Source organism: Chlamydia suis, assembly GCF_900169085.1.
Classification (GTDB): domain Bacteria; phylum Chlamydiota; class Chlamydiia; order Chlamydiales; family Chlamydiaceae; genus Chlamydia; species Chlamydia suis.
On record NZ_LT821323.1, the window covers coordinates 936722 to 956277 of the forward strand.

Consider the following 19556-nt stretch of genomic DNA (forward strand, 5'->3'; position numbering starts at 1 on the left):
GACTAGAAAACATCTAGGTATACGGCGTATCCTAAAGGGGCTCGATTTGTTCTTACAAAGAGCAAACGAAAAATAGTTGCGAGAAGCTAAGCCTTGAACGAAGAACTCTGTCTCATAAGGATGAAATGGGAATCCAAAATGAATTCCTATGAGGATATTAGTTAGTACGTGTTGATTGTCTTTTTAAGAGGGCTCTTTTCAAGGTAGGTAATCTCGCTAAAAGAAAGAGATGATTTTTGATAAAGAATGTCCACGAGAGCTTGGGCTAAAGGGGATTTTTCTCTCTAGAAAAAAAGCTCGACCTTATCTTGGATAATCGGGTATTCTCAGGCCAGTTTTATGGATTCGTATTATTTAAATTTATTGAAGGTAATTGTTGGAGCTATTGATAACAAAAAAGGCCGTAACCCCGTTGTTTTAGATGTTCAGGGGATTTCCCAGCTAACAGATTATTTTATTTTTGCTGAAGGAAATGTTGGGGTTCACGTTAAGGCTATAGCTGATACAATTATAGAGGAGTTAAAAAAACTAAAAGTCTATCCATTAAATGTGGAAGGACTTAGTCATAGTGATTGGGTTGTTATTGATTACGGATTTATAGTCGTCCATTTATTTGTTTCTTCGGTGCGAGAGCAGTATTGCTTAGAAGAATTATGGAAAGATGGCGCAATCATTACATCTGATTGTCTAGCTTCTTAAAGGAGAAAGTATGAACAAAAAACGTGTAGTCGTTACGGGAATGGGGATAGTCTCCTGCCTAGGGAATGAAGTAGAAGCTTTCTATGATAGCCTATTGGCTGGGATTAGCGGAGTGCGAACGATCACATCTTTCCCCTGCGACGATTACGCTACGCGTTTTGCTGGCTGGATAGAAGAATTTAACCCAGAACCTTATTTAGATAAAAAACAGGCGAGACGAGTTGATCCTTTTATTACATATGCAGTTGTAGCTGCAAAGAAAGCGATAGCTATGTCCCGGTGGGACCAAGAGTCTCTCCCTGCAGATCCGCATCGTTGTGGGGTGATTATTGGTTCTGGGATGGGGGGGCTGCGCACTCTTGATGAAGGGATCGAAAAACTTTCGGCGGGGAATCGGAAATTATCTCCGTTTTTTATTCCTTATATCATTACGAATATGGCTCCTGCTCTGATCGCTATGGATTATGGTTTGATGGGGCCAAACTATTCTATTTCAACAGCTTGCGCAACAGCTAATTACTGTATTGATGCAGCTTACCAGCACCTCGTTGAAGGACGTGCGGATGTGATCGTTTGTGGAGGGACGGAAGCTGCCATTAATCGTGTTGGCTTGGCTGGATTTATTGCGAATCGTGCATTATCAGAAAGAAATGATGCTCCTGAACAAGCATCCCGTCCTTGGGACCGAGATCGAGATGGTTTTGTCTTGGGAGAGGGAGCTGGTATTTTGGTTTTGGAGACCCTGGACAATGCTCTGAAGAGAGGGGCTCCTATTTTTGCCGAAGTGCTTGGGACCTACACGACTTGCGATGCTTTTCATATTACCGCTCCCAGGGATGATGGAGAAGGAATCACAGCGTGCGTGCTAGGAGCTTTGAACAAGGCTGGGATTCCTAAAGAGCGAGTAAATTATATTAATGCACACGGGACCTCCACTCCGTTGGGGGATCTGTCAGAGGTATTGGCTTTGAAAAAGGCCTTTGGAAGCCATATCAAAAACTTGCGAATGAATTCGACTAAGTCTTTGATAGGGCATTGCTTGGGAGCTGCTGGAGGAGTGGAAGCTGTTGCGACTATTCAAGCCATCCAGACTGGGAAGTTACACCCAACAATCAATATAGAAAATCCGATAGCAGAAATAGAAGATTTTGATGTGGTTGCAAACACAGCCCAAGATTGGGATGTGGATGTGGCGATGTCCAATTCTTTTGGTTTCGGCGGACACAATTCAACGATATTATTTTCGAGGTATGAACCTTCACTATGATGAAAACTAAGCACGAATATTCTTTTGGCGTTATTCCTATCAGATTTTTTGGTACTCCGGATAAAAGTACTTTAAAGGCTTGTTTTATCTGCCATACAGATGGAAAACATTGGGGTTTCCCTAAAGGGCATGCTGAGGAAAAAGAAGGCCCTCAGGAAGCTGCAGAACGAGAACTTGTTGAAGAGACTGGTCTAGGAATTGTTAGTTTTTTCCCAAAAATATTTGTGGAAAATTATTCCTTTAACGACAAAGAAGAAGTCTTTGTGCGTAAAGAAGTAACGTACTTTATTGCAGAAGTCAAGGGAGAGGTGCATGCGGATCCGAATGAAATTTGTGATGTGCAGTGGCTGAGCTTGCAAGAAGGTTTGCGTCTTTTAAATTTCCCAGAAATTCGTAATATTGTTACGGAAGCGGATAAATTTGTGCAGAGCTATTTATTTGCTTCGTAAAGTTCCCTAGGATGAAAAAACTTGGTTGGGAAGGCTGTTGTGGGATTTCTCACAACAGCCTTTTCCTTTTTTACATGAACAGATTGCAATAATCTTCATGAGCTAGCCGAATCACTTTTTGGGCCTCTTTTTTCCCATATAGGCCTACGATCTCAATTTTAGCCGGTTTGGCTTGAATTAAGCTCTCTGGAGTGGCTTTATAAGTTAAAAAATAGTGTTGAATCATGTCTAAAACAGTGCCAGGACAGTCGGAGATGTCTTCTAAAGCGCCATAGACTAGATCATCCTCTAGAACAGCAATGATTTTATCGTCAGCCTCTCCGGAATCTAAAATACGAATGCCTCCAATAGGGCGCGCTTGCAAAAGGATATTTCCGTGGGTGATGTTCTTTTCTGTTAACACGCAAACATCAAGAGGGTCTCCATCGCCTTTGATGTTTTCTCGATTACTTTGTTGGCCACTATAAGCTCCAGAAAGCTCTCCACAATAGGTTTTAGGAAGAAGGCCATATAAGCAAGGACAAAAGTTAGAAAATTTCTGCGGACGGTCGACTTTGAGTAAACCGCTCTCCTTGTCTAGTTCAAATTTAACTGAGTCCTGAGGAGTGATTTCTATATAACAACAAAGAGACTCGTAATCATCGCGCGTCAGTACGGGCCCATGCCAAGGATGGACTATGGATACAGGTGTTTTAGACATGAGATAACCCTCTATTAAAGTGTTTTGGTAGTAATTATCCTGTGCTAACAGCTTATTCGTCCAATAGTTTTAGCATCCAGATTGTAGAACAAAGTTTTATTTTGAATGGGAGGCCCTTTCTTTTTGCTTTTATTTTTGTCATCATGAAGAATATTGAAAAGTTCCTTTCAACAACCCTTTCAGAAGGGTTTTTTTTGTAAAACAAGAGCTTCTGTACTGCAGAATGCTATAAGCTGGACATAGAATATGAAATACTCTTTGCTAATCGAAGACCTTCATATTGAAGGATATGAACAGGTTTTGAAAATTAGCTGTGATGCTGTGCAGCTGGTTGCTGTGATCGCTATTCACCAGACAAAAGTAGGGCCTGCTTTAGGGGGAATTCGAGCTTGCGCTTATTCTAATTTCGATGATGGGTTACAAGATGCTTTGCGTTTGTCAAAAGCAATGACATACAAAGCCCTTTTGAGCAACACAGGAACTGGCGGAGGGAAAAGCGTTATTCTTCTACCACAAGGACTTTCTAGTCCTACAGAAGGTATGTTACGGGCATTTGGTCAGGCTGTGGATTCTTTGCAAGGGATGTATATCGCCGCTGAAGATGTGGGAGTCTCGGTTCAGGATGTCTCGATCATTCATGAGGAAACTCCTTATGTTTGTGGTCTAGAATCGATAAGCGGAGATCCTTCTATCTATACAGCACACGGCGTATTTTTATGTATCCAAGAGACTGTAGATTACCTTTGGAAAGAGAGCCTGAGAGGAAAGCGGATCGCTGTGCAGGGGCTGGGAGCTGTTGGACGCAAGCTGGTTCATGAATTGTTTTTTGCAGGAGCGAATGTAATTGTTTATGACACCAGGAAAGATCTCCTTGACGAAATCGTCACTTTGTATGGGGCGCAAGTAGATGAAGATATTCTGTCCTCAGATTGCGACATTTTGTGTCCATGCGCTTTAGGAGGAGTTATTCATACTGGCAACGTCCCGCAGCTTCGGTGTCGAGCTATTGTTGGAGCCGCCAATAACCAGTTAGAAAATGCTTCTATAGGGCAGGAATTAGCGTCTCGAGGCATCCTGTATGCACCGGACTATCTGGTGAATGCTGGAGGTTTATTGAATGTTGCTAGTTCGGTTGGACAAAAATATGCGCCTAAAGAAGTGTTGGGGAAAGTAGAAAACCTTCCAAAAACCCTCAGAAGATTGTACGACCAAAGTGCCCAAGAGAATCTTGATACAGTGACACTTGCTAACGCTATAGTTGAAGAGCGTTTAGCTGCGTATTCTTAGGCAAGAAAGGAGGCTCTTCAAGAACGTCTGAGTTTGAAGCAGGCAGGAGACGAAGTCTGTAGAGGGTTTCCAAGATGGTGCTGTGCATCCGTTCGTTGGCAGAAGCAAGAATTAAAGGATGTTTTTCCAAATACAAATTGGGATTAGAAAAGGTAAGAGGAGTTCCGGAGATATCGGTAACGAGGCCTCCGGCTTCTTCTATAAGAAACACCCCAGGAGCATGGTCTCTATAATGGGCTCTTGGGGGGGAATAGGGAATACGAATAAAAAAGTCTACCGTATTATCTGCAACCCAGGCGTATTTGCATTGGCTGTCCGCACGAATCGGCTGAGGATTCCAGGGGAGATGTTTGCTTAGGATATGAGTAGTTAAATGCTGGTGGTTCCTAGCTGAAAGAGAAGCTTCACAGAATTTACAGGCAGGACGGAAGTCTTCATGGAGAGAGAAAGGAAAAGAATGAGAGGGATTACAGATCATGAGCCCTTCACCTTTCGCTGCTGAATAAATTTTAAAAGATCCACCTTTTGATGTAGGACAGGCAATGACAGAAAGAACAGGAGTGTGTTCATAAAACAAAGAAAGAGCAACAGCAAAACAACGTTGTTTGATGAATCCTGTGGTGCCATCGATAGGATCTGTTAACCAAAATAGGGATGAGCGGGAGTTGTCTGGAGAGAGCGCGTGATAAAGATCTTGGGAAGAAACTTTCGGATCCAGCTGTTTGGCAAAGTGTATAATTTGAGGAATTTTGTCGTGATCTGTAGCTGGATTGAGAGTTTCTTCCCCGACCAAAGGGATATGCGGAAATAAAGAGGTGAGTTTCTGATAAAAATAATATTGGATTGCGTAGTCAGCGGGAGTAACGTATGTCTGATCAGGCTTTTTCCAGGAAGGAATGAATTTATGCGCTTTTCGATAACGCATAAGTGATAGCATAGCCTGCATGACAACGGTTTCTGCAGCTTTTTGACAGTCGATGAGAAGGGGGAACATAAGCTTTTCCGCTGTTTGAAAGAGACAACGATCACTCTTTATGGAAAGGGATTGTTGCTTTATCGAGGGGGACATCCTAACCAGAGAGAAGGTTTCTTATCAAGAGCGGAGCTGTTAAAGGATTGCATAAATAACTTGTATTTTTGTAAAGATTATTAACGAAAAATACGATTTTTCGATATTTTTTTGATAATAAATGAAAAGAATAGTTCTTTTCAGAATGAAAACCTGTTAATTTGGATAGGGAAATATTGCACTCCTTTGTGCATAAATAATTTTAATATAACCAAGAGGAAGTATGAGGATAGGGTTTTGGCGCAGGCTGTATGAGGTGATTTATTCTTTTCTCGTCGGATGTGCTTTAAAACTTCGCTATCGTGTATCGGTTGACGGATTAGAGGCAATCAGTCCGAATCCTCAGAAAGGAGCTTTGTTTCTTTCCAACCATGTAGCGGAAATAGACCCTGTCATTTTAGAGCACGTATTTTGGTTGAAGTTTCACGTGCGGCCTATGGCAGTAGATTATTTATTTAATAATCCAGTGGTTAAATGGTTTCTTGATTCTGTAAGAGCCATCCCTGTGCCTTCTGTTGTCCCGGGAAGGGATGATAAGCGTTTGCTTGAAAGGATGGAGCGTTTTTATGAATGCGCAACCCAAGCACTAGATAACAAGGAAAGTCTGCTTCTTTATCCATCAGGAAGATTATCCAGAAATGGTAAGGAAGAGATTGTGAATCAACATTCTGCTTATGCTATTTTGCATAGAGCCAAGGAATGTGATGTATTCTTAATTAAGATTACAGGGCTTTGGGGGAGTTCTTTCTCGCGGTATAAAACAGGAAACACGCCAAAGTTAGGCAAAGTGTTCAAACAGGCTGCAAAGGCGTTGTTGTGTCGTGGGATTTTTTTCATGCCTAAACGTGAGGTGCGAGTTTCGGTTCGCGCCGCGGATTACTCGGTATTGAAGCAGTTTCAGACAAAACAGGAATTGAATACGTTCCTCTCGGATTGGTTTAATCAAGAGGGTGGGGAGACTCCTTTAGAGGTCCCCTACGCATAGGTAAAAGATGCGAGATAATAGGAATACAGCTAAACGTAAACGAGGGAAATTACGATCAGAAAAAACGGTTTTGCGTAGCTTTTTGAAGCTTTGTGCGGAGATGACTACTGCAACTGTTTTCTGGGACGAACAACTAGGTAAGCTCTCCTATAATCAGGTGTATAAGGCTGTTTGTGCCTTAGCCACACGTTTAACTAAATATCCCGATAAGCATATCGGAATTATGATGCCTGCATCAGCGGGGGCTTACATTGCCTACTTTGCTACGTTACTCTCTGGGAAGATCCCCGTGATGATTAACTGGAGCCAGGGGATGCGGGAAGTAACAGCTTGTGCGAACCTAGTTGGAGTAACACATGTGATTACTGCCAAGCCTCTGCTCCAAAAATTGGCGCAGACTCATGGAGAGAACGCAGAGTATCCGTTCTCGTTAATTTTTCTAGATGAAGTTCGTAAGGAATTAACTTTTCTAGATAAATGTCGAGTGGGACTCTGTATGTCCATGCCGTTTGAATGGATGATGCGGTGGTTCGGTGTGTTTGATAAAACCCCTGAAGATGTTGCGGTGATTCTTTTCACATCAGGGACAGAGAAACTTCCTAAAGGAGTGCCTCTTACTAACGCTTCATTACTTGCTAATCAAAAAGCCTGTTTCGATTTCTTCTCTCCCAAAGAAGACGATGTCATGATGTCGTTCCTTCCACCATTCCATGCTTATGGGTTTAATTCTTGCACTCTGTTCCCGCTTCTTTCTGGAGTGCCTGTTGTTTTTGCTTACAACCCCTTGTATGCAAAAAAAATAGTGGAGATGGTTGACGAGGCTAAAGTTACCTTGCTAGGAAGCACGCCGGTCTTTTTTAGCTACATTCTGGCTGCAGCTAAAAAAAGTGAAACATCGTTGCCTTCTTTGCGATTCGTTGTCATTGGGGGAGATGTTTTCAAACATTCTTTATATCAAGAAGCGCTAAAAACATTCCCACATGTACAGTTGCGTCAGGGATATGGAACCACAGAATGTTCTCCGGTCATTACCATTAATACGGTAAATAGCCCGAAACATGAATCTTGTGTAGGTATTCCGGTTAGAGGAATGGAAGTGTTAATTGTTTCTGAAGAGACAAAAGTCCCAGTCTCTACGGGTGTTACGGGACTTGTGCTTACTCGAGGTACTTCGTTATTCAAGGGATATCTTGGAGAAGATTTTGGGCATGGATTTATAGAGTTGGCAGGAGAAACTTGGTATGTAACCGGGGACTTAGGGTATGTAGATCGCCACGGGGAGTTATTCTTGAAAGGACGGTTGAGTCGTTTCGTGAAGATCGGTGCAGAAATGATTAGTCTCGAAGCAATGGAAAGTATCTTGATAGAAGGCTGTGGACAAAACGAAGCGGAGCATCCCTTAGTTGTATGTGGCCTTCCAGGAGAAAAGGAACGGTTATGTCTGTTTACTACATTCCCCACCTCGATTCAGGAAGTAAATGATATTCTGAAAAACTCAAAAACAAGTAATTTGCTAAAAATTTCTTATCACCATCAAGTAAGCGCCATCCCTATGTTGGGGACAGGGAAGCCGGATTATTGCTCGTTAAACGCTTTAGCAAAACGGTTATTTAGCGAATAGGGATTGCTCTTTAAATAATTATAGCTGTGAGGAATATTCGTTTTGAAAGAGTCTTTCCCTATTGATTTTATTACCAACGACTTCCTTGGCTTTTCTCGTTTAGAGAGCTTGTCAGAGGCTATTGAAGACCGCTATCATAGCTATTGCAGGAGGGAGCCTAGCGCGCGTCTGGGATATGGTGGGTCGCGCGCTATTTTAGGCCCCTCTACATTGTTGCAAGAGCTAGAGCAAGGGATCGCTCACTTTCATGGTGTTCCTGAGGCCCTTGTTTTACCCAGTGGTTTTGTTGCAAATACCGCGGTTTGCGCTCATCTGGCTTCGGCCGCGGATTATGTTTTGTGGGATGAACAGGTTCATATTTCAGTTTCCTATAATGTCTCCCTGTTTCTGCCAAATAAACACCAGAGTTTCCGTCATAATGATCTGAATCATCTGGAATCTTTACTCGCATCTTGTCAGAGGCAGGGGTTCAAGAAAGTATTCATTCTTGCCAGTTCCGTCTATTCCTTTAAGGGATCGTTTGCTCCTTTAGAGCAAATGATCTTTTTGTCACAAAAGTATCATGCTCAGTTAATCATCGATGAAGCGCACGCTGTTGGACTATTTGGAGAATCCGGTAAGGGATTATGTTCCTTGGTAGGATATGAGAATGTTTATGCTGTTCTTGTTACCTTTGGTAAAGCTTTGGGGGTCGTTGGAGCAGCTCTTCTATCTTCCTGCGATAAGAAACGGGATTTTATGAAAGAACCTATGGTGAGTCTTTCTACAGGGCTGCCTCCTCATACATTAGTTTCTATACAAGTTGCTTATGAGTTTCTCTCGACAGAAGGAGAGACTGCACGAGTTCAATTACAACGGATTCGAGAGTATTTTGCTCAAAAGGTTCCTTCGGCTGCGCCAGGATTTGTGCAACCTCTTTCTCTCCCAGGAGTTTCTTCTCAGGACCTGTATCAGCGGTTAACTGCGTCTGGGGTACGAGTGGGGAGGTCAAAAGAGCTTTTACGAGCTAATTTACATGCTTTTAATACCGAAGAGGAAGTGGACTTTTTAGTTTCTTTGCTTTTAGGAATGGCTGATCAGAAGAATGTGCTAACCGGATCTATATCTACGATGCAGCGCACTTTAGAAGATAACTTTGCAGCCGCAAATGCATCCTGAAGCTGTTTATTGGCTGTAAGAATGTGGCGTGTTTTGATTAAAAATTGATAATGAAACAGGTCTTTGACTTTAAAATGGCCACAAGGAGATACGTCCATAAGAGCTGCTTGGGGGTCCAGATTTTGCTTGATTAGTGCATGCACCCGTTGAGCCTCGTTTAAAGTATATGCAGCGCATTTCCCGAGAAAAATACAACGGATTAATCTGGTAAAAGGTGGGTAATTACACGCCTTTCTTCCTAAAATTTCTTCCTTGTAAAAAGAAGGAAAATCTTGAGCTAAAGCGTGTGCTATCGTGGAATTTTGAGGAAGAAATGTTTGAATCAAAACTTCTCCAGGGAGATAGCTACGCCCAGAGCGTCCCGTTACTTGTGTAATGAGTTGAAAGACTTGTTCTGCTGCACGAAAATCAGGGATGTATAAGCCAGAGTCCCCGCTTAACACAACGGAAAGGGTGACTGCAGGGAAATGCATTCCTTTCGCAATCATTTGTGTTCCGATAAGAATATCTGCCTTCCCTGTCGCGAATTGTTTGATTAAAGAATCGTGACTTCCTCGAAAGCGAGTGGTGTCAGAGTCGAGGCGTATAGTGCGGGCTGTTGGGAAAAATTCTTGAAGAAGAGCTTCTATTTTTTCTGTTCCAGCGCCTCGATATTGTAGAGTCATAGTTCCGTGGCATTGAGGACATGTGGTAATAGGCTTAGATAGTCTGGTGTTGCAAAGATGACATAGGAGAATTTGCTCGTTTTTATGAAAGGTGAGGATCATATCGCAATGAGGGCACTTCAAGGTGTATTTGCAGGAAGAGCAGGATACGTTGGTATGAAAGCCTCGGCGATTAAAGAAAATAATCGTTTGTTCTCCTACTGCTAAACGTTGCTCAATGCTCCGAATGACCGTTGGGGAGAAAAGAAGTTTTTTTCGTGTTTTTTCTCTCTCCTTATTCATATCGATAAGAGAAACTTTGGTGGGAACGGATGTGGAAGCGCGTTTAGAAAGAACGGAAAGGGTATATTTTTTAGCTAGTGCATTGGTATAACTTTCTAAACTCGGAGTGGCGCTGCCAAGAATGACTGTGGCATTTGTGAATTTCCCTCGCATGACGGCGACATCTCGTGCTTGATAAAAAGGGGGTAAGTCACTCTGTTTATAGGCTCCGTCATGCTCCTCATCAACAATGATCAACCCGAGATTCTGCATAGGACAAAAAATAGCAGAACGCGGGCCTATGATGATATTAATTAATCCTCGAGAGGCCTTATGCCAGGTTTGAGTGCGCTCGCTATTGCTTAACTTGTAATGTAGCACCCCCACTTCGGAACCGAAGTGCATTTTAAAAAAGGAAAGAGTTTGAATCGTTAAAGTAACCTCGGGAACAAGAAGAATGACGCTTTTCCCTAAAGCCCTAGCTTTACGAATGGCTTGCAGATAGACTTCAGTTTTTCCACTCCCAGTCACTCCGAATAATAGGCACGTTTGAAACTGCGAGGTAACCAGTGATTGGGAGATTGTGTCAACCGCTGCTTGTTGCTCTGGAGTCAGCGTTGGCGATTCTGGAAGAAAGTAGTGCAGTTGTTCATCTTGAATTTCCAAACTAGCAGAGTCCACAATGCGGATGAAACCTTGTTTGACTAACGCTTCTAAAGTCTTGTTAGAGGAAGAGGTTTTCTTTATCAGTTCGGGAGGGGTGAGTGGACCTGTTGTTTTGAGTAATTTACGAAGTACGGCAACTTGGAGAGGATCTTTTAGAGATTTTACAATTTCTTGAGTGCGCTCAGCATTTTGCCCTAAGAACACGTTGTTTTGATGTTTGGTCGAGAGCGTCTGTGCATATACTGTAGGGAGGAATAGAGATAGAGTACTTCCTAAAGGACAAAAGTAGTATTGACTGATCCAGAAAACTAAATCAATGAGATCCTTAGAAAGGATGATTCCTTCATAACTGATGTCTATAATGGGTTGAATGACATCCACAAAATCTGAGGAGTCTTTGATTTTGAGAACAACAGCAAATTTGTACTTGTCCTGGGGAAGCTTTCTTTGCAGAGGAACCTTAACAACAGATCCCACAGCTACTCGGTTTTCCAATTCAGCAGGAATGCCATAGTCTAGGATTTTATTGATATTCGCGCTGACTAAGACTTCTGCATAGAAGCGGAAAGATTGGTTAGTAGAGTCCATAAATCTCTTTTTAATTCTGAATCGTTTTCGTACTGGTAAGAGGAATAAATGGGTATGCAGGTTATTTTATCTTGCAAAATAGGATCGTGGTATTTGAGTTGTGCGTGTTTATACCCGATTCTGGGTAAGGGAGCCAAACAAAAAGGATGGGAGAATTGGCTAAAATCAGACAAAGTTGTCTGATGAAAAAGAACAAGACGGGAAGGGAAAAGTTTTTGAGAGAGAATTTTAGCCAATCGATTAAAAAAAAGAATGTCATGTTCTTGAGTTTCATGGACAAAGATCCCGCAAGAGGCTCGTGCGGGTCGCTGCACATACTGTTTCAAGGCAGGATAATTCTCTTTTAGAAGCTCTTCATGAGAAAGTCCGGGATAAATAGGAACACAGGCCCATGTGTGACTAGTTTCTTTAGGCTGTTGAGAGACCGGCGGGATAACCAGAGTGGTAGAGGGTTTCTTTGGTTCTTGGGGAGGAGAAGAGGGGGGTACAGTAGAGTGATCAGGGGGAAGTTCGGCAGGTGGAGCTAAGTTGTCCTTCAAGTTAAGCGGTTCTTCTGGAAAATATAGTGGCACCAGTGTAGACGTGGCTGGGTAGGCCTTTTCCGTATAGCGATGAAAAATTTCTTGAAAAACAGCAAGTGCGTGCATGGCGTGTCGACTAAGTGCCCAGGTGGCAAGTGGGCTTTTGTTCCAGAGAGATAAGGGTATCAGCCCGGATGAATTCATTGCAATCTACGCATCACTATTGTCATATTAAAGGCTAAGAAAGCAATTCCTTACACGTAAACAAAGAGAAAACATTATGAGAAACTGGTTATTGGGGAGTCTGCTTATTTTCTGTATGTCTGCAACAGCTCCTTGTTTTGCAGCCAAGCGGCGTGCCGCAGGTTCGGAGAAAATAGGCAAGATTGCAGAGTCTGGCATTCATTGGATGTCTTATCAAGAGGCTCTCAATAAGGCTAAGAAAGAAGACAAATTTGTAGCATTATTTTTTACAGGCTCCGATTGGTGTATCTGGTGCATGAGGATGCAAGAGCAAATTTTAACAACCGCGGCTTTTGTTGATTTTGCGAAGCAACATCTTTGTATGGTGGAGGTGGATTTCCCTCACAACGGGCAGCAAAGCCCAGAGCAGAAAGAGCAGAATCGTCAGTTAAAAAACCAGTATCAAGTAGAGGGATTCCCTACTCTTGTCTTGCTAGATGCTCAAGGTAGAGAAGTAGCAAGACTAGGCTTTGAGCATGGAGGCGGCGAAGCTTATGTTCACCGATTAAAGAAAGTATTGCGTCTCTCTTAAATCTCTCTAAAAAAGAGTCTTTTTTTTACAAAAATAAAGGAAGAGAAAACGGAAAAGTTTTCTCTTCCCAATTCAGAGGAAGAAAGCTTCTTATCCTCTCTTCAAAAATTCTCAGGTTTGATGTAGCATGGGTCTACTTAGGACCTTTAGGGTTGTCATAAGAAGAAAAACATTGCTACCATTTTTTTAGCCAAAGGACGGTTGATGTCTGCAGAAGTTGAGTATTTGCGACACGAAGATTATTTGTTCAGAACCAACAAGTTAGAAGAAATCAGAAATTTAGGAATAAATCCTTACCCTTATCAATACACAAACTGTGTTGGGGTGCAGGAAATTCGTGATCGGGTTGCAGATACTGCATTAGGCGATAGCGAAGCAGCTTTTCGAAAAGAGACTCCTAAGGTGCGATTCGCAGGAAGACTCGTTCTTTTTCGTTCTATGGGGAAAAACGCTTTCGGGCAAATTCTCGATAATAACGCTAAAATTCAAGTTATGTTTAATCGAGAATTTTCTCAGGTAGAGGGATTATCCTCGGAAGCAGAGATCTCTCCGCTGAAATTCATTGAGAAGAAGCTGGACTTAGGGGATATTTTAGGCATAGAAGGTTATCTCTTTTTTACGCATTCGGGAGAGCTAACCGTTCTTGTCGAAACTGTGACGTTACTGTGTAAATCCTTAATTTCTCTCCCTGATAAACATGCAGGATTGGCGGATAAGGAAATCCGTTATCGTAAACGTTGGGCTGATCTCATTTCATCAGAGGAAGTTCGCACCACATTTTTAGCAAGAAGTCGGATTCTTAAGTTGATTCGTGAATATATGGATCAGCAGGGCTTTTTAGAAGTGGAAACTCCTATTCTTCAAACAATCTACGGAGGGGCGGAAGCAACGCCTTTTGTTACCACATTAAAAGCCTTACATGCAGAAATGTTTCTAAGAATCTCTCTAGAAATTGCATTAAAAAAAATCCTTGTGGGCGGGGTGCCGCGTATTTATGAAATTGGCAAGGTATTTCGTAATGAGGGTATCGATAGAACGCACAATCCTGAGTTCACCATGATCGAGGCTTATGCCGCGTATTGGGATTATAATGAAGTGATGAACTATGTGGAAAACCTTGTTGAGTATATTGTGCGAGCTTTAAACAATGGGGATACTAAAGTATCGTACTCCCATTTGAAATCTGGCCCTCAAATTGTGGATTTCAAAGCTCCTTGGATCCGTATGACTATGAAAGAAAGTATTTCGGTATACGGAGGCGTTGATGTCGATCTGTATTCAGATCAGGAATTGCGAAATATTCTGAAAAAGGAAACATCTCTTCCAGAAAAAACCTACATTTCTGCTACCAGAGGAGAAATGATAGCTTTATTGTTTGATGAGCTTGTTTGTGACAAGCTTATTGCGCCGCATCACATCACGGACCACCCATTAGAAACCACGCCTCTTTGCAAGACACTGCGTTCCGGAGATGAAACTCTAGTGGAAAGATTTGAGAGCTTCTGTTTAGGGAAGGAACTCTGCAATGCGTATTCAGAGCTTAATGATCCTTTGCAACAACGAAAATTGTTAGAAGAGCAAATGCAGAAAAAAGCTTTGAATCCTGATAGTGAGTACCATCCTATAGATGAAGAATTTTTGGAAGCTCTCTGTCAAGGAATGCCGCCAGCAGGAGGATTCGGAATAGGAATAGATCGGTTAGTTATGATGCTAACAGATGCTGCATCTATTCGAGATGTTCTATATTTCCCTGTTATGCGGCGTATAGAAACCAAACAAGACTAAATTTTCTTTACCCTTATCCCGGTTTTGCCATCTTCAAGGGCGAAACCGCGGGATAAGATCTCGTCTCGAATCCTGTCTGCTTCTTGCCAATTTTTAATTTTTCTAGCAGCTTCTCTTTTTTCTACAAGAAGTAGTACATCTTCAGGAATATCCTGTTGGGAAAAAGGCAAAACTCCTAGCACTTGGTCTATTCGTCTCAATAAGGAAAGAATATATTGCGCATCTTGTTTAGAAAATATGCAAGGAGCCGTTGCCTCTTGCGCAGCTTGGCGGTCAATCATTCCATTGATTTTTCGAACAAAATCGAATAAGGCTGCTAGAGCAGAGGAAATATTTAAGTCGTTCGTAATAGAAGAAACAAAAATTTCTAAAAATTCTTGGCAGGAGGCTCCTACTTCCGGATGAATGCTGTCCTCTAGATAAGAAGGATCCTCTAGTCTACTAATGAAATCCCTCAGGCGCTTAAGAGCTTGGCGGGAGGCTTGTAATCCTTCTTGAGTGAAATTTAGCTGGGTTCTGTAGTGTCCTTGCAGCAAGAGATAACGCACTTCTGCCCCTGAAAATCCTTGGTGCAGCAGATCTCTCAACGTGAAAAAATTTCCTAAGCTTTTAGACATTTTTTTTCCATCAACGAGAAGATGGTGGGAGTGCAGCCAATAACGAACGAAAGGTTTATGTGATAATGATTCGGATTGCGCAATCTCATTCTCATGATGAGGGAAGATATTGTCTATGCCTCCAGCATGAATATCCAAGGACTGACCAAGAAGAGACATAGACATGATGGAGCACTCTAAATGCCAGCCGGGGCGCCCTTTTCCAAAAGGGCTGTCCCAGAAAATTTCTCCGTCCCTAGCAGGATCGTAAGCTTTCCATAAAACGAAATCACATAAGTTATCCTTATCATATTCATCTGTATCTACGCGAGAAGTCTGCCGCAATTCTTCCAAGTTCAGGTGCGATAGAGCTCCGTAATTCGGAAACTGGCTAATGGAAAAATAAACAGACCGGTCCTGCCCCACATAAGCAACTCCTTGATCGATAAGCTGTTGAATAGCTTCGATCATTTGGGAGATGTAATGGGTAGCATGGGGACAGGCATCCGCTTTTAAAATATGCAAGGTTTCTAAATCAGCAAAAAATGCATCAATATAGGGTTGGCAATATTGTTCAAGGGAACAGCCTTTCTTACGAGCTCCAGCTAAAGTCTTGTCATCCACATCTGTAATGTTCATTACGTGATAGACAGAGTACCCTAGAAAAAGAAGGACTCTTTTTAGCAAATCTTCAAAAACATAGGTGCGAAAATTTCCTATATGAGCGTAATCATAAACAGTGGGACCGCACGTATAAAGTTTGACGGGATCATTAATGGGCAGAAAACGTTCTTTTTCTCGCGACAGGGTGTTGTACAGAAATAAGTCTATGGCATGATTCATGTAAAAAAGCCTTGTTTTTGGTGCTGCTAGAGCCAATCCTCCCCTCATGATAAGCAACCCTTTCTGCTTAGTCTATAGAATTTTTCCTTATGCTTGGATTCTGGATCTCGATGTAGGAAATAGTAAATATTCCGAAACGAGGGGAAGGAAGAGCGCTATTTTCAAGAGTAGAATCTTTGTTTGCTTTTAATAAAAAAAAGAATATACACGAAAAGTGTTCGAAAACCCTCTTCAAGGGGCGTTTTTTGGGGTGTCGTTACGTTTAACGGACAAGCAAGGAGTAGGATTCATGTTTTCTTTACGGATTGCTAGGAGTTGCTCTTTCAAACAGAAAAAGCTTTTGGGTACCTTGGTTTTCTTTGGATTAGCTTCATCTAGTGTGTGCGCTACTCCTTCAGACGTGCGTAATGAGATTTCTTGGTATGTTGATTATCAAGAGGCCAAAAACAAGAGCGAAGAGAAAGATCTCCCAATGTTATTGTTTTTCTCAGGTTCTGACTGGAACGGCTGCTGCATGAAGATTCGTGATGAAGTGCTGAGTTCTTCAGATTTTGTATCAGCAGTTGTCGATAAATTTATTTGTGTGGCGGTAGATTTTCCTCGCCATGCAGAATTTCGAGACCCTCTAATAAATGAACAAAATGAGGATTTAAAGGATAAACTACACATCAATGTTTTTCCTAGTTTGGTGCTTTTGTCCCCCGAAGAACGAGAAATTTATAAGATTGAGAGTTTTGGAAACGAAAATGGGGCGAATTTAGGGGAGAGTCTCTGTAGAGTTATTGCTAATGATCGGGAGTTAGAACAAGTATTTCCGCTTATTTCCTCGTTGCCAGTAGGAGAACTACGTAAGTATTATCAGCTTGCAGAGGAGCTTTCTAGGAAAGATTTCATGGCGGCAGCGCTTGATCAAGGGCTGTTGTGCGATGATAGCTTTTTCTTATCCGAAAAATTTCGACAACTAGTCGAAGCGGGTAGAATGGATTCTGACGAGTGTCGTGCCGTAAAAAATCGCCTGTTAGAATTGGATCCAGAGAATGAACATCTTACACACTTTACGGTTGCTTTGATTGAGTTTCAAGAGTTGGCCAAGCGTTCTCAGGGTGCAACACAGATAAGCGTTGCAGAGGTAATAGAGCCTTTAGCTGGATATTTAACGCAATTCGGGGAGCAGGATAAAGAGAATCAGTGGAGACTGGAAATGATTATTTCCCAGTATTACCTTGATGCAGGGCTCCCTAATAGCGCTCTGGAGCATGCTGAGATTGCTTTCGAATCGGCTCCACAAGATGTGCAATCGACTATATCTCGCTCGTTAGATCATATGCGACATCAGTCTTAACAAAAGCCTGGGACAAAATTCTCTGCATTCCATGCCTCCATAGCGTGGAATGTTTTTTTTAGTCAGAAAACTATTTAGAAGCAGAAATCAGAGACAAAGTCTCTGGAATATGTCTAAGGAGCTCTTCAGATAATTTCAAAAAATTGGGCTGCGTGTTTCCTTTTGGAGAAACAACCACTTGACATCCGGGTAGATCTGCACGAACATGCCTAAAAGCCTCCCGTACAACCCTCTTAAAACGATTGCGCTGATAAGCTTTCCCAAATTTTTTAGACACAGTAATGCCCAACTTACGAATGCCTGGATGGCGAGAAGGAATTATTCGTAAAGTCGCCTGGCCAGTCCGACAACAATGCCCAGAACGCTGTACATAAATGAACTGCTTGCGTTTTAACAACCGGGCATTTTTGGGGAAAGTTAACCGATGCACAATAAAAATTTTAGAGGTCGATTAAAGAGTGGCGGCCATGACGGCGACGACGGTTCAAAAGATTTCTTCCGCTTTTTGTAGCCATGCGGGCTCTGAATCCCACGGAGTTTCTTCGTTTTCTTTTACTAGGTTGATAGGTGCGTTTCACAATATTCTCCTAATACTCTCGAAGTCTGTAGGGTGTCGTCCCTAAAAAGACCAGGGGTAAGTTTAAAGGATCTCGCCTAAAAAGATCAATACAGGAGGCTGATTTTTATGATTTTCTGTGTAAAAAGGGGGACGGGTAGAAGTTCAAAGTAGAGCAAGTCTCTTATTGTCAAAAAGTGTGGAAAAGGGTAAATTCTGTTCCTCTAGATGTTAATCCTCCTTTATCCGGGAAGGCTCTCATTTGCAGTTCTGTGTACTAAAAGGGGCTAGCGCCTCTTTAGAAATGCTTAGAGAGCAGAGATCATTGTAGAATTTTATAGCTTTGTTTGTGCTACGAATTCTACAGGTTTTTCTGCCCGCTAGGGGGCTATTTTGTTAGAGACTCTCATTTGAGAGAATGAGGGTGTAGTGAGAATCAGTCTCTTTATTTTTTTTTAAGAGCGCCAGGTAAGGCTTGTTATGAGAGTTAGTTCATCCATTAAAGCAGACCCTTCAAAAGGTGATAAGCTTGTTCGTCGCAAAGGACGTCTTTATGTAATCAATAAGAAAGATCCTAACCGTAAGCAACGACAAGCAGGTCCTGCTCGTAAGAAGTAACATATAGATTTAGGTGAGAACGCATGGCGAAGAAGTCAGCAGTAGCTAGGGAAGTTAAACGTCGAAAATTGGTAGAAGCTAATTTTCAGAAAAGAGCAGAGCTTCGAAAACTTGCGAAAAGTTTATCTGTTAGCGAGGAAGAAAGAGAAAAGGCTCGTGTAGCTCTGAATAAGATGAAAAGGGATACATCCCCTTCTCGTTTACACAACAGATGCCTGTTGACAGGGCGTCCTCGTGGATACCTTAGAAAGTTTGCTATTTCAAGAATTTGTTTCAGACAAATGGCCTCTATGGGAGATATTCCTGGCGTTGTCAAGGCGAGTTGGTAAGGTGTACTTAAAGCCCCTTTAAGGGGCTTTTTTTATTCGTCTTTTACCATCTCTAAGAGTTCTGGGATATCTTTTACTTTTCCCCAGTCCGCCATTCCTTTTTTCCATACCCAAAGTTCTTTAGGGTCGATTCCTTTTTCCGGCGAGTTCTTGCATTCCTCCAAAAAAGCTGCTAGCTGTACTATCGAAAGCGGGCCTACGTTTGTGCGATCTTTGCTTAAATAAAACCATTTCTCCGTATCGATCGCAGCTTGATTGATTGTATCTGGAATCGAAATAATCTCTGAGTCTTCTAAAGTGTTTTGTAGAAAAAAGTCTTCAGAATCCTCCCGTTCCGTTGAGTCGTCATCTTGTGTAAAAGAAAGAGGGGGGAGAATAAGCAGGAAGATAACTGCGAAGATGCCGAAAAACATCCCAGCAAGAAACCACCCTATGGGATTACGGTTTTTCTTGGTCGCTAGATAAGCGGTAAGCATTCCCAGACAAATATAGAGTAAGAAAAAGGTAAAAGGGAATGCGCTGGAATTCATGAGAAGACTGCCTAACTCAATTTGTTGTAAACAATCGTATTATTTCCTAGAGCAGCTTTTCTCGCTAAAAAAAAGATTGCTGGGCCATTTTTTAAGAACGAATGTCTAATTTTGTTTTGGCTTAGGGCGTAGCACAACAAGAAATATTCCTGCTACTAGATGAAAGAAAAAACAGAGGAAAAACCAGCGAATAGTTCCTCGGTTTTTTATTCTAGCTAATAAATATCCTAGGCAGCCTGGAACTAA

20 protein-coding genes are annotated in these 19556 nt (G+C 42.0%); 12 read left to right on the forward strand and 8 right to left on the reverse strand.

The features are described from left to right. The first annotated feature begins 339 nt into the window (after positions 1-339). From rsfS to B6E89_RS04245, 3 genes are read left to right on the forward strand one after another with little or no spacing between them, the layout of a single operon-like run. The gene (gene rsfS / locus B6E89_RS04235) at positions 340-699 is read left to right on the forward strand and encodes a ribosome silencing factor (RefSeq protein ID WP_035407643.1); all 360 of its coding nucleotides are present in this window, start codon (positions 340-342) and stop codon (positions 697-699) included. A 10-nt stretch (positions 700-709) separates the two neighbouring features. Continuing rightward, positions 710-1966: a beta-ketoacyl-ACP synthase II gene (fabF, locus tag B6E89_RS04240; RefSeq protein ID WP_080125789.1), complete on the forward strand. Its 1257-nt coding sequence runs from the start codon at positions 710-712 to the stop codon at positions 1964-1966. Beyond that, positions 1963-2415 carry a bis(5'-nucleosyl)-tetraphosphatase gene (locus B6E89_RS04245; RefSeq protein ID WP_035407648.1) on the forward strand — a complete coding sequence of 151 codons (453 nt, stop codon included), beginning with the start codon at positions 1963-1965 and terminating at the stop codon, positions 2413-2415. Before fabF ends, B6E89_RS04245 begins: the two co-directional genes overlap by 4 nt. Before the next feature lie 70 nt (positions 2416-2485). Here the strand turns inward: B6E89_RS04245 and B6E89_RS04250 are convergent, their stop codons facing one another. Further along, complete coding sequence (locus B6E89_RS04250) at positions 2486-3115, reverse strand: inorganic pyrophosphatase (protein ID WP_080129186.1); 630 nt, start codon at positions 3113-3115, stop codon at positions 2486-2488. A 246-nt stretch (positions 3116-3361) separates the two neighbouring features. On the opposite strand from B6E89_RS04250, the gene B6E89_RS04255 reads away from it, so the two are divergent. Beyond that, complete coding sequence (locus tag B6E89_RS04255) at positions 3362-4402, forward strand: Glu/Leu/Phe/Val dehydrogenase family protein (RefSeq protein WP_080133199.1); 1041 nt, start codon at positions 3362-3364, stop codon at positions 4400-4402. On the opposite strand, the gene B6E89_RS04260 is transcribed toward B6E89_RS04255, so the two are convergent. Beyond that, a complete protein-coding gene (locus tag B6E89_RS04260) occupies positions 4368-5396 on the reverse strand; it encodes an inositol monophosphatase family protein (protein WP_080126970.1) in 1029 nt (342 codons plus the stop codon). The genes B6E89_RS04255 and B6E89_RS04260 overlap by 35 nt on opposite strands. A gap of 298 nt (positions 5397-5694) precedes the next feature. Here B6E89_RS04260 and B6E89_RS04265 point away from each other — a divergent pair, with 298 nt between their 5' ends. Genes B6E89_RS04265 through B6E89_RS04275 form a run of 3 tightly spaced genes read left to right on the forward strand, consistent with a single transcriptional unit; the run spans position 5695 to position 9235 of the window. Then, positions 5695-6456, forward strand: a complete 762-nt coding sequence (locus B6E89_RS04265) for a lysophospholipid acyltransferase family protein (protein WP_035407657.1) — start codon at positions 5695-5697, stop codon at positions 6454-6456. Positions 6457-6463: 7 nt separating this feature from the next. Beyond that, positions 6464-8077, forward strand: a complete 1614-nt coding sequence (locus tag B6E89_RS04270; protein ID WP_035407660.1) for an AMP-binding protein — start codon at positions 6464-6466, stop codon at positions 8075-8077. Between the two features lie 42 nt (positions 8078-8119). Then, positions 8120-9235, forward strand: a complete 1116-nt coding sequence (locus B6E89_RS04275; RefSeq protein ID WP_080133200.1) for an aminotransferase class I/II-fold pyridoxal phosphate-dependent enzyme — start codon at positions 8120-8122, stop codon at positions 9233-9235. On the opposite strand, the gene priA is transcribed toward B6E89_RS04275, so the two are convergent. Next, entirely contained in the window at positions 9154-11415 is a 2262-nt protein-coding gene (gene priA / locus B6E89_RS04280) for a primosomal protein N' (protein WP_035407666.1), read from the reverse strand. The two genes, B6E89_RS04275 and priA, sit on opposite strands and share 82 nt — an antisense overlap. After that, entirely contained in the window at positions 11370-12062 is a 693-nt protein-coding gene (locus B6E89_RS04285; RefSeq protein WP_080133201.1) for a hypothetical protein, read from the reverse strand. The genes priA and B6E89_RS04285 overlap by 46 nt, the downstream gene beginning before the upstream one ends. 154 nt (positions 12063-12216) lie before the next feature. Between B6E89_RS04285 and dsbH the strand changes: the two genes are divergently transcribed. Then, a complete protein-coding gene (dsbH, locus tag B6E89_RS04290) occupies positions 12217-12711 on the forward strand; it encodes a disulfide reductase DsbH (protein ID WP_080123281.1) in 495 nt (164 codons plus the stop codon). A 204-nt stretch (positions 12712-12915) separates the two neighbouring features. Continuing rightward, complete coding sequence (gene lysS, locus B6E89_RS04295) at positions 12916-14496, forward strand: lysine--tRNA ligase (protein WP_080121725.1); 1581 nt, start codon at positions 12916-12918, stop codon at positions 14494-14496. Here lysS and cysS read toward each other — a convergent pair. Beyond that, positions 14493-15935 (reverse strand): cysteine--tRNA ligase, encoded by a 1443-nt coding sequence (gene cysS, locus B6E89_RS04300; RefSeq protein ID WP_080133270.1) that lies wholly within the window; start codon positions 15933-15935, stop codon positions 14493-14495. The two genes, lysS and cysS, sit on opposite strands and share 4 nt — an antisense overlap. A gap of 289 nt (positions 15936-16224) precedes the next feature. On the opposite strand from cysS, the gene B6E89_RS04305 reads away from it, so the two are divergent. After that, positions 16225-17277 (forward strand): thioredoxin family protein, encoded by a 1053-nt coding sequence (locus B6E89_RS04305; RefSeq protein ID WP_035407920.1) that lies wholly within the window; start codon positions 16225-16227, stop codon positions 17275-17277. A gap of 70 nt (positions 17278-17347) precedes the next feature. Here B6E89_RS04305 and rnpA read toward each other — a convergent pair whose 3' ends face one another. Continuing rightward, a complete protein-coding gene (gene rnpA, locus B6E89_RS04310) occupies positions 17348-17707 on the reverse strand; it encodes a ribonuclease P protein component (RefSeq protein WP_080132241.1) in 360 nt (119 codons plus the stop codon). A 10-nt stretch (positions 17708-17717) separates the two neighbouring features. Then, the gene (gene rpmH / locus B6E89_RS04315; protein WP_010725344.1) at positions 17718-17855 is read right to left on the reverse strand and encodes a 50S ribosomal protein L34; all 138 of its coding nucleotides are present in this window, start codon (positions 17853-17855) and stop codon (positions 17718-17720) included. A 458-nt stretch (positions 17856-18313) separates the two neighbouring features. On the opposite strand from rpmH, the gene rpmJ reads away from it, so the two are divergent. Beyond that, a complete protein-coding gene (gene rpmJ, locus B6E89_RS04320) occupies positions 18314-18451 on the forward strand; it encodes a 50S ribosomal protein L36 (RefSeq protein WP_009872166.1) in 138 nt (45 codons plus the stop codon). A 23-nt stretch (positions 18452-18474) separates the two neighbouring features. Further along, a complete protein-coding gene (rpsN, locus tag B6E89_RS04325) occupies positions 18475-18780 on the forward strand; it encodes a 30S ribosomal protein S14 (RefSeq protein WP_035407688.1) in 306 nt (101 codons plus the stop codon). 32 nt (positions 18781-18812) lie between these two features. On the opposite strand, the gene B6E89_RS04330 is transcribed toward rpsN, so the two are convergent. Further along, a complete protein-coding gene (locus tag B6E89_RS04330; protein ID WP_080133202.1) occupies positions 18813-19310 on the reverse strand; it encodes a DUF4339 domain-containing protein in 498 nt (165 codons plus the stop codon). Positions 19311-19556 lie beyond the last annotated feature (246 nt).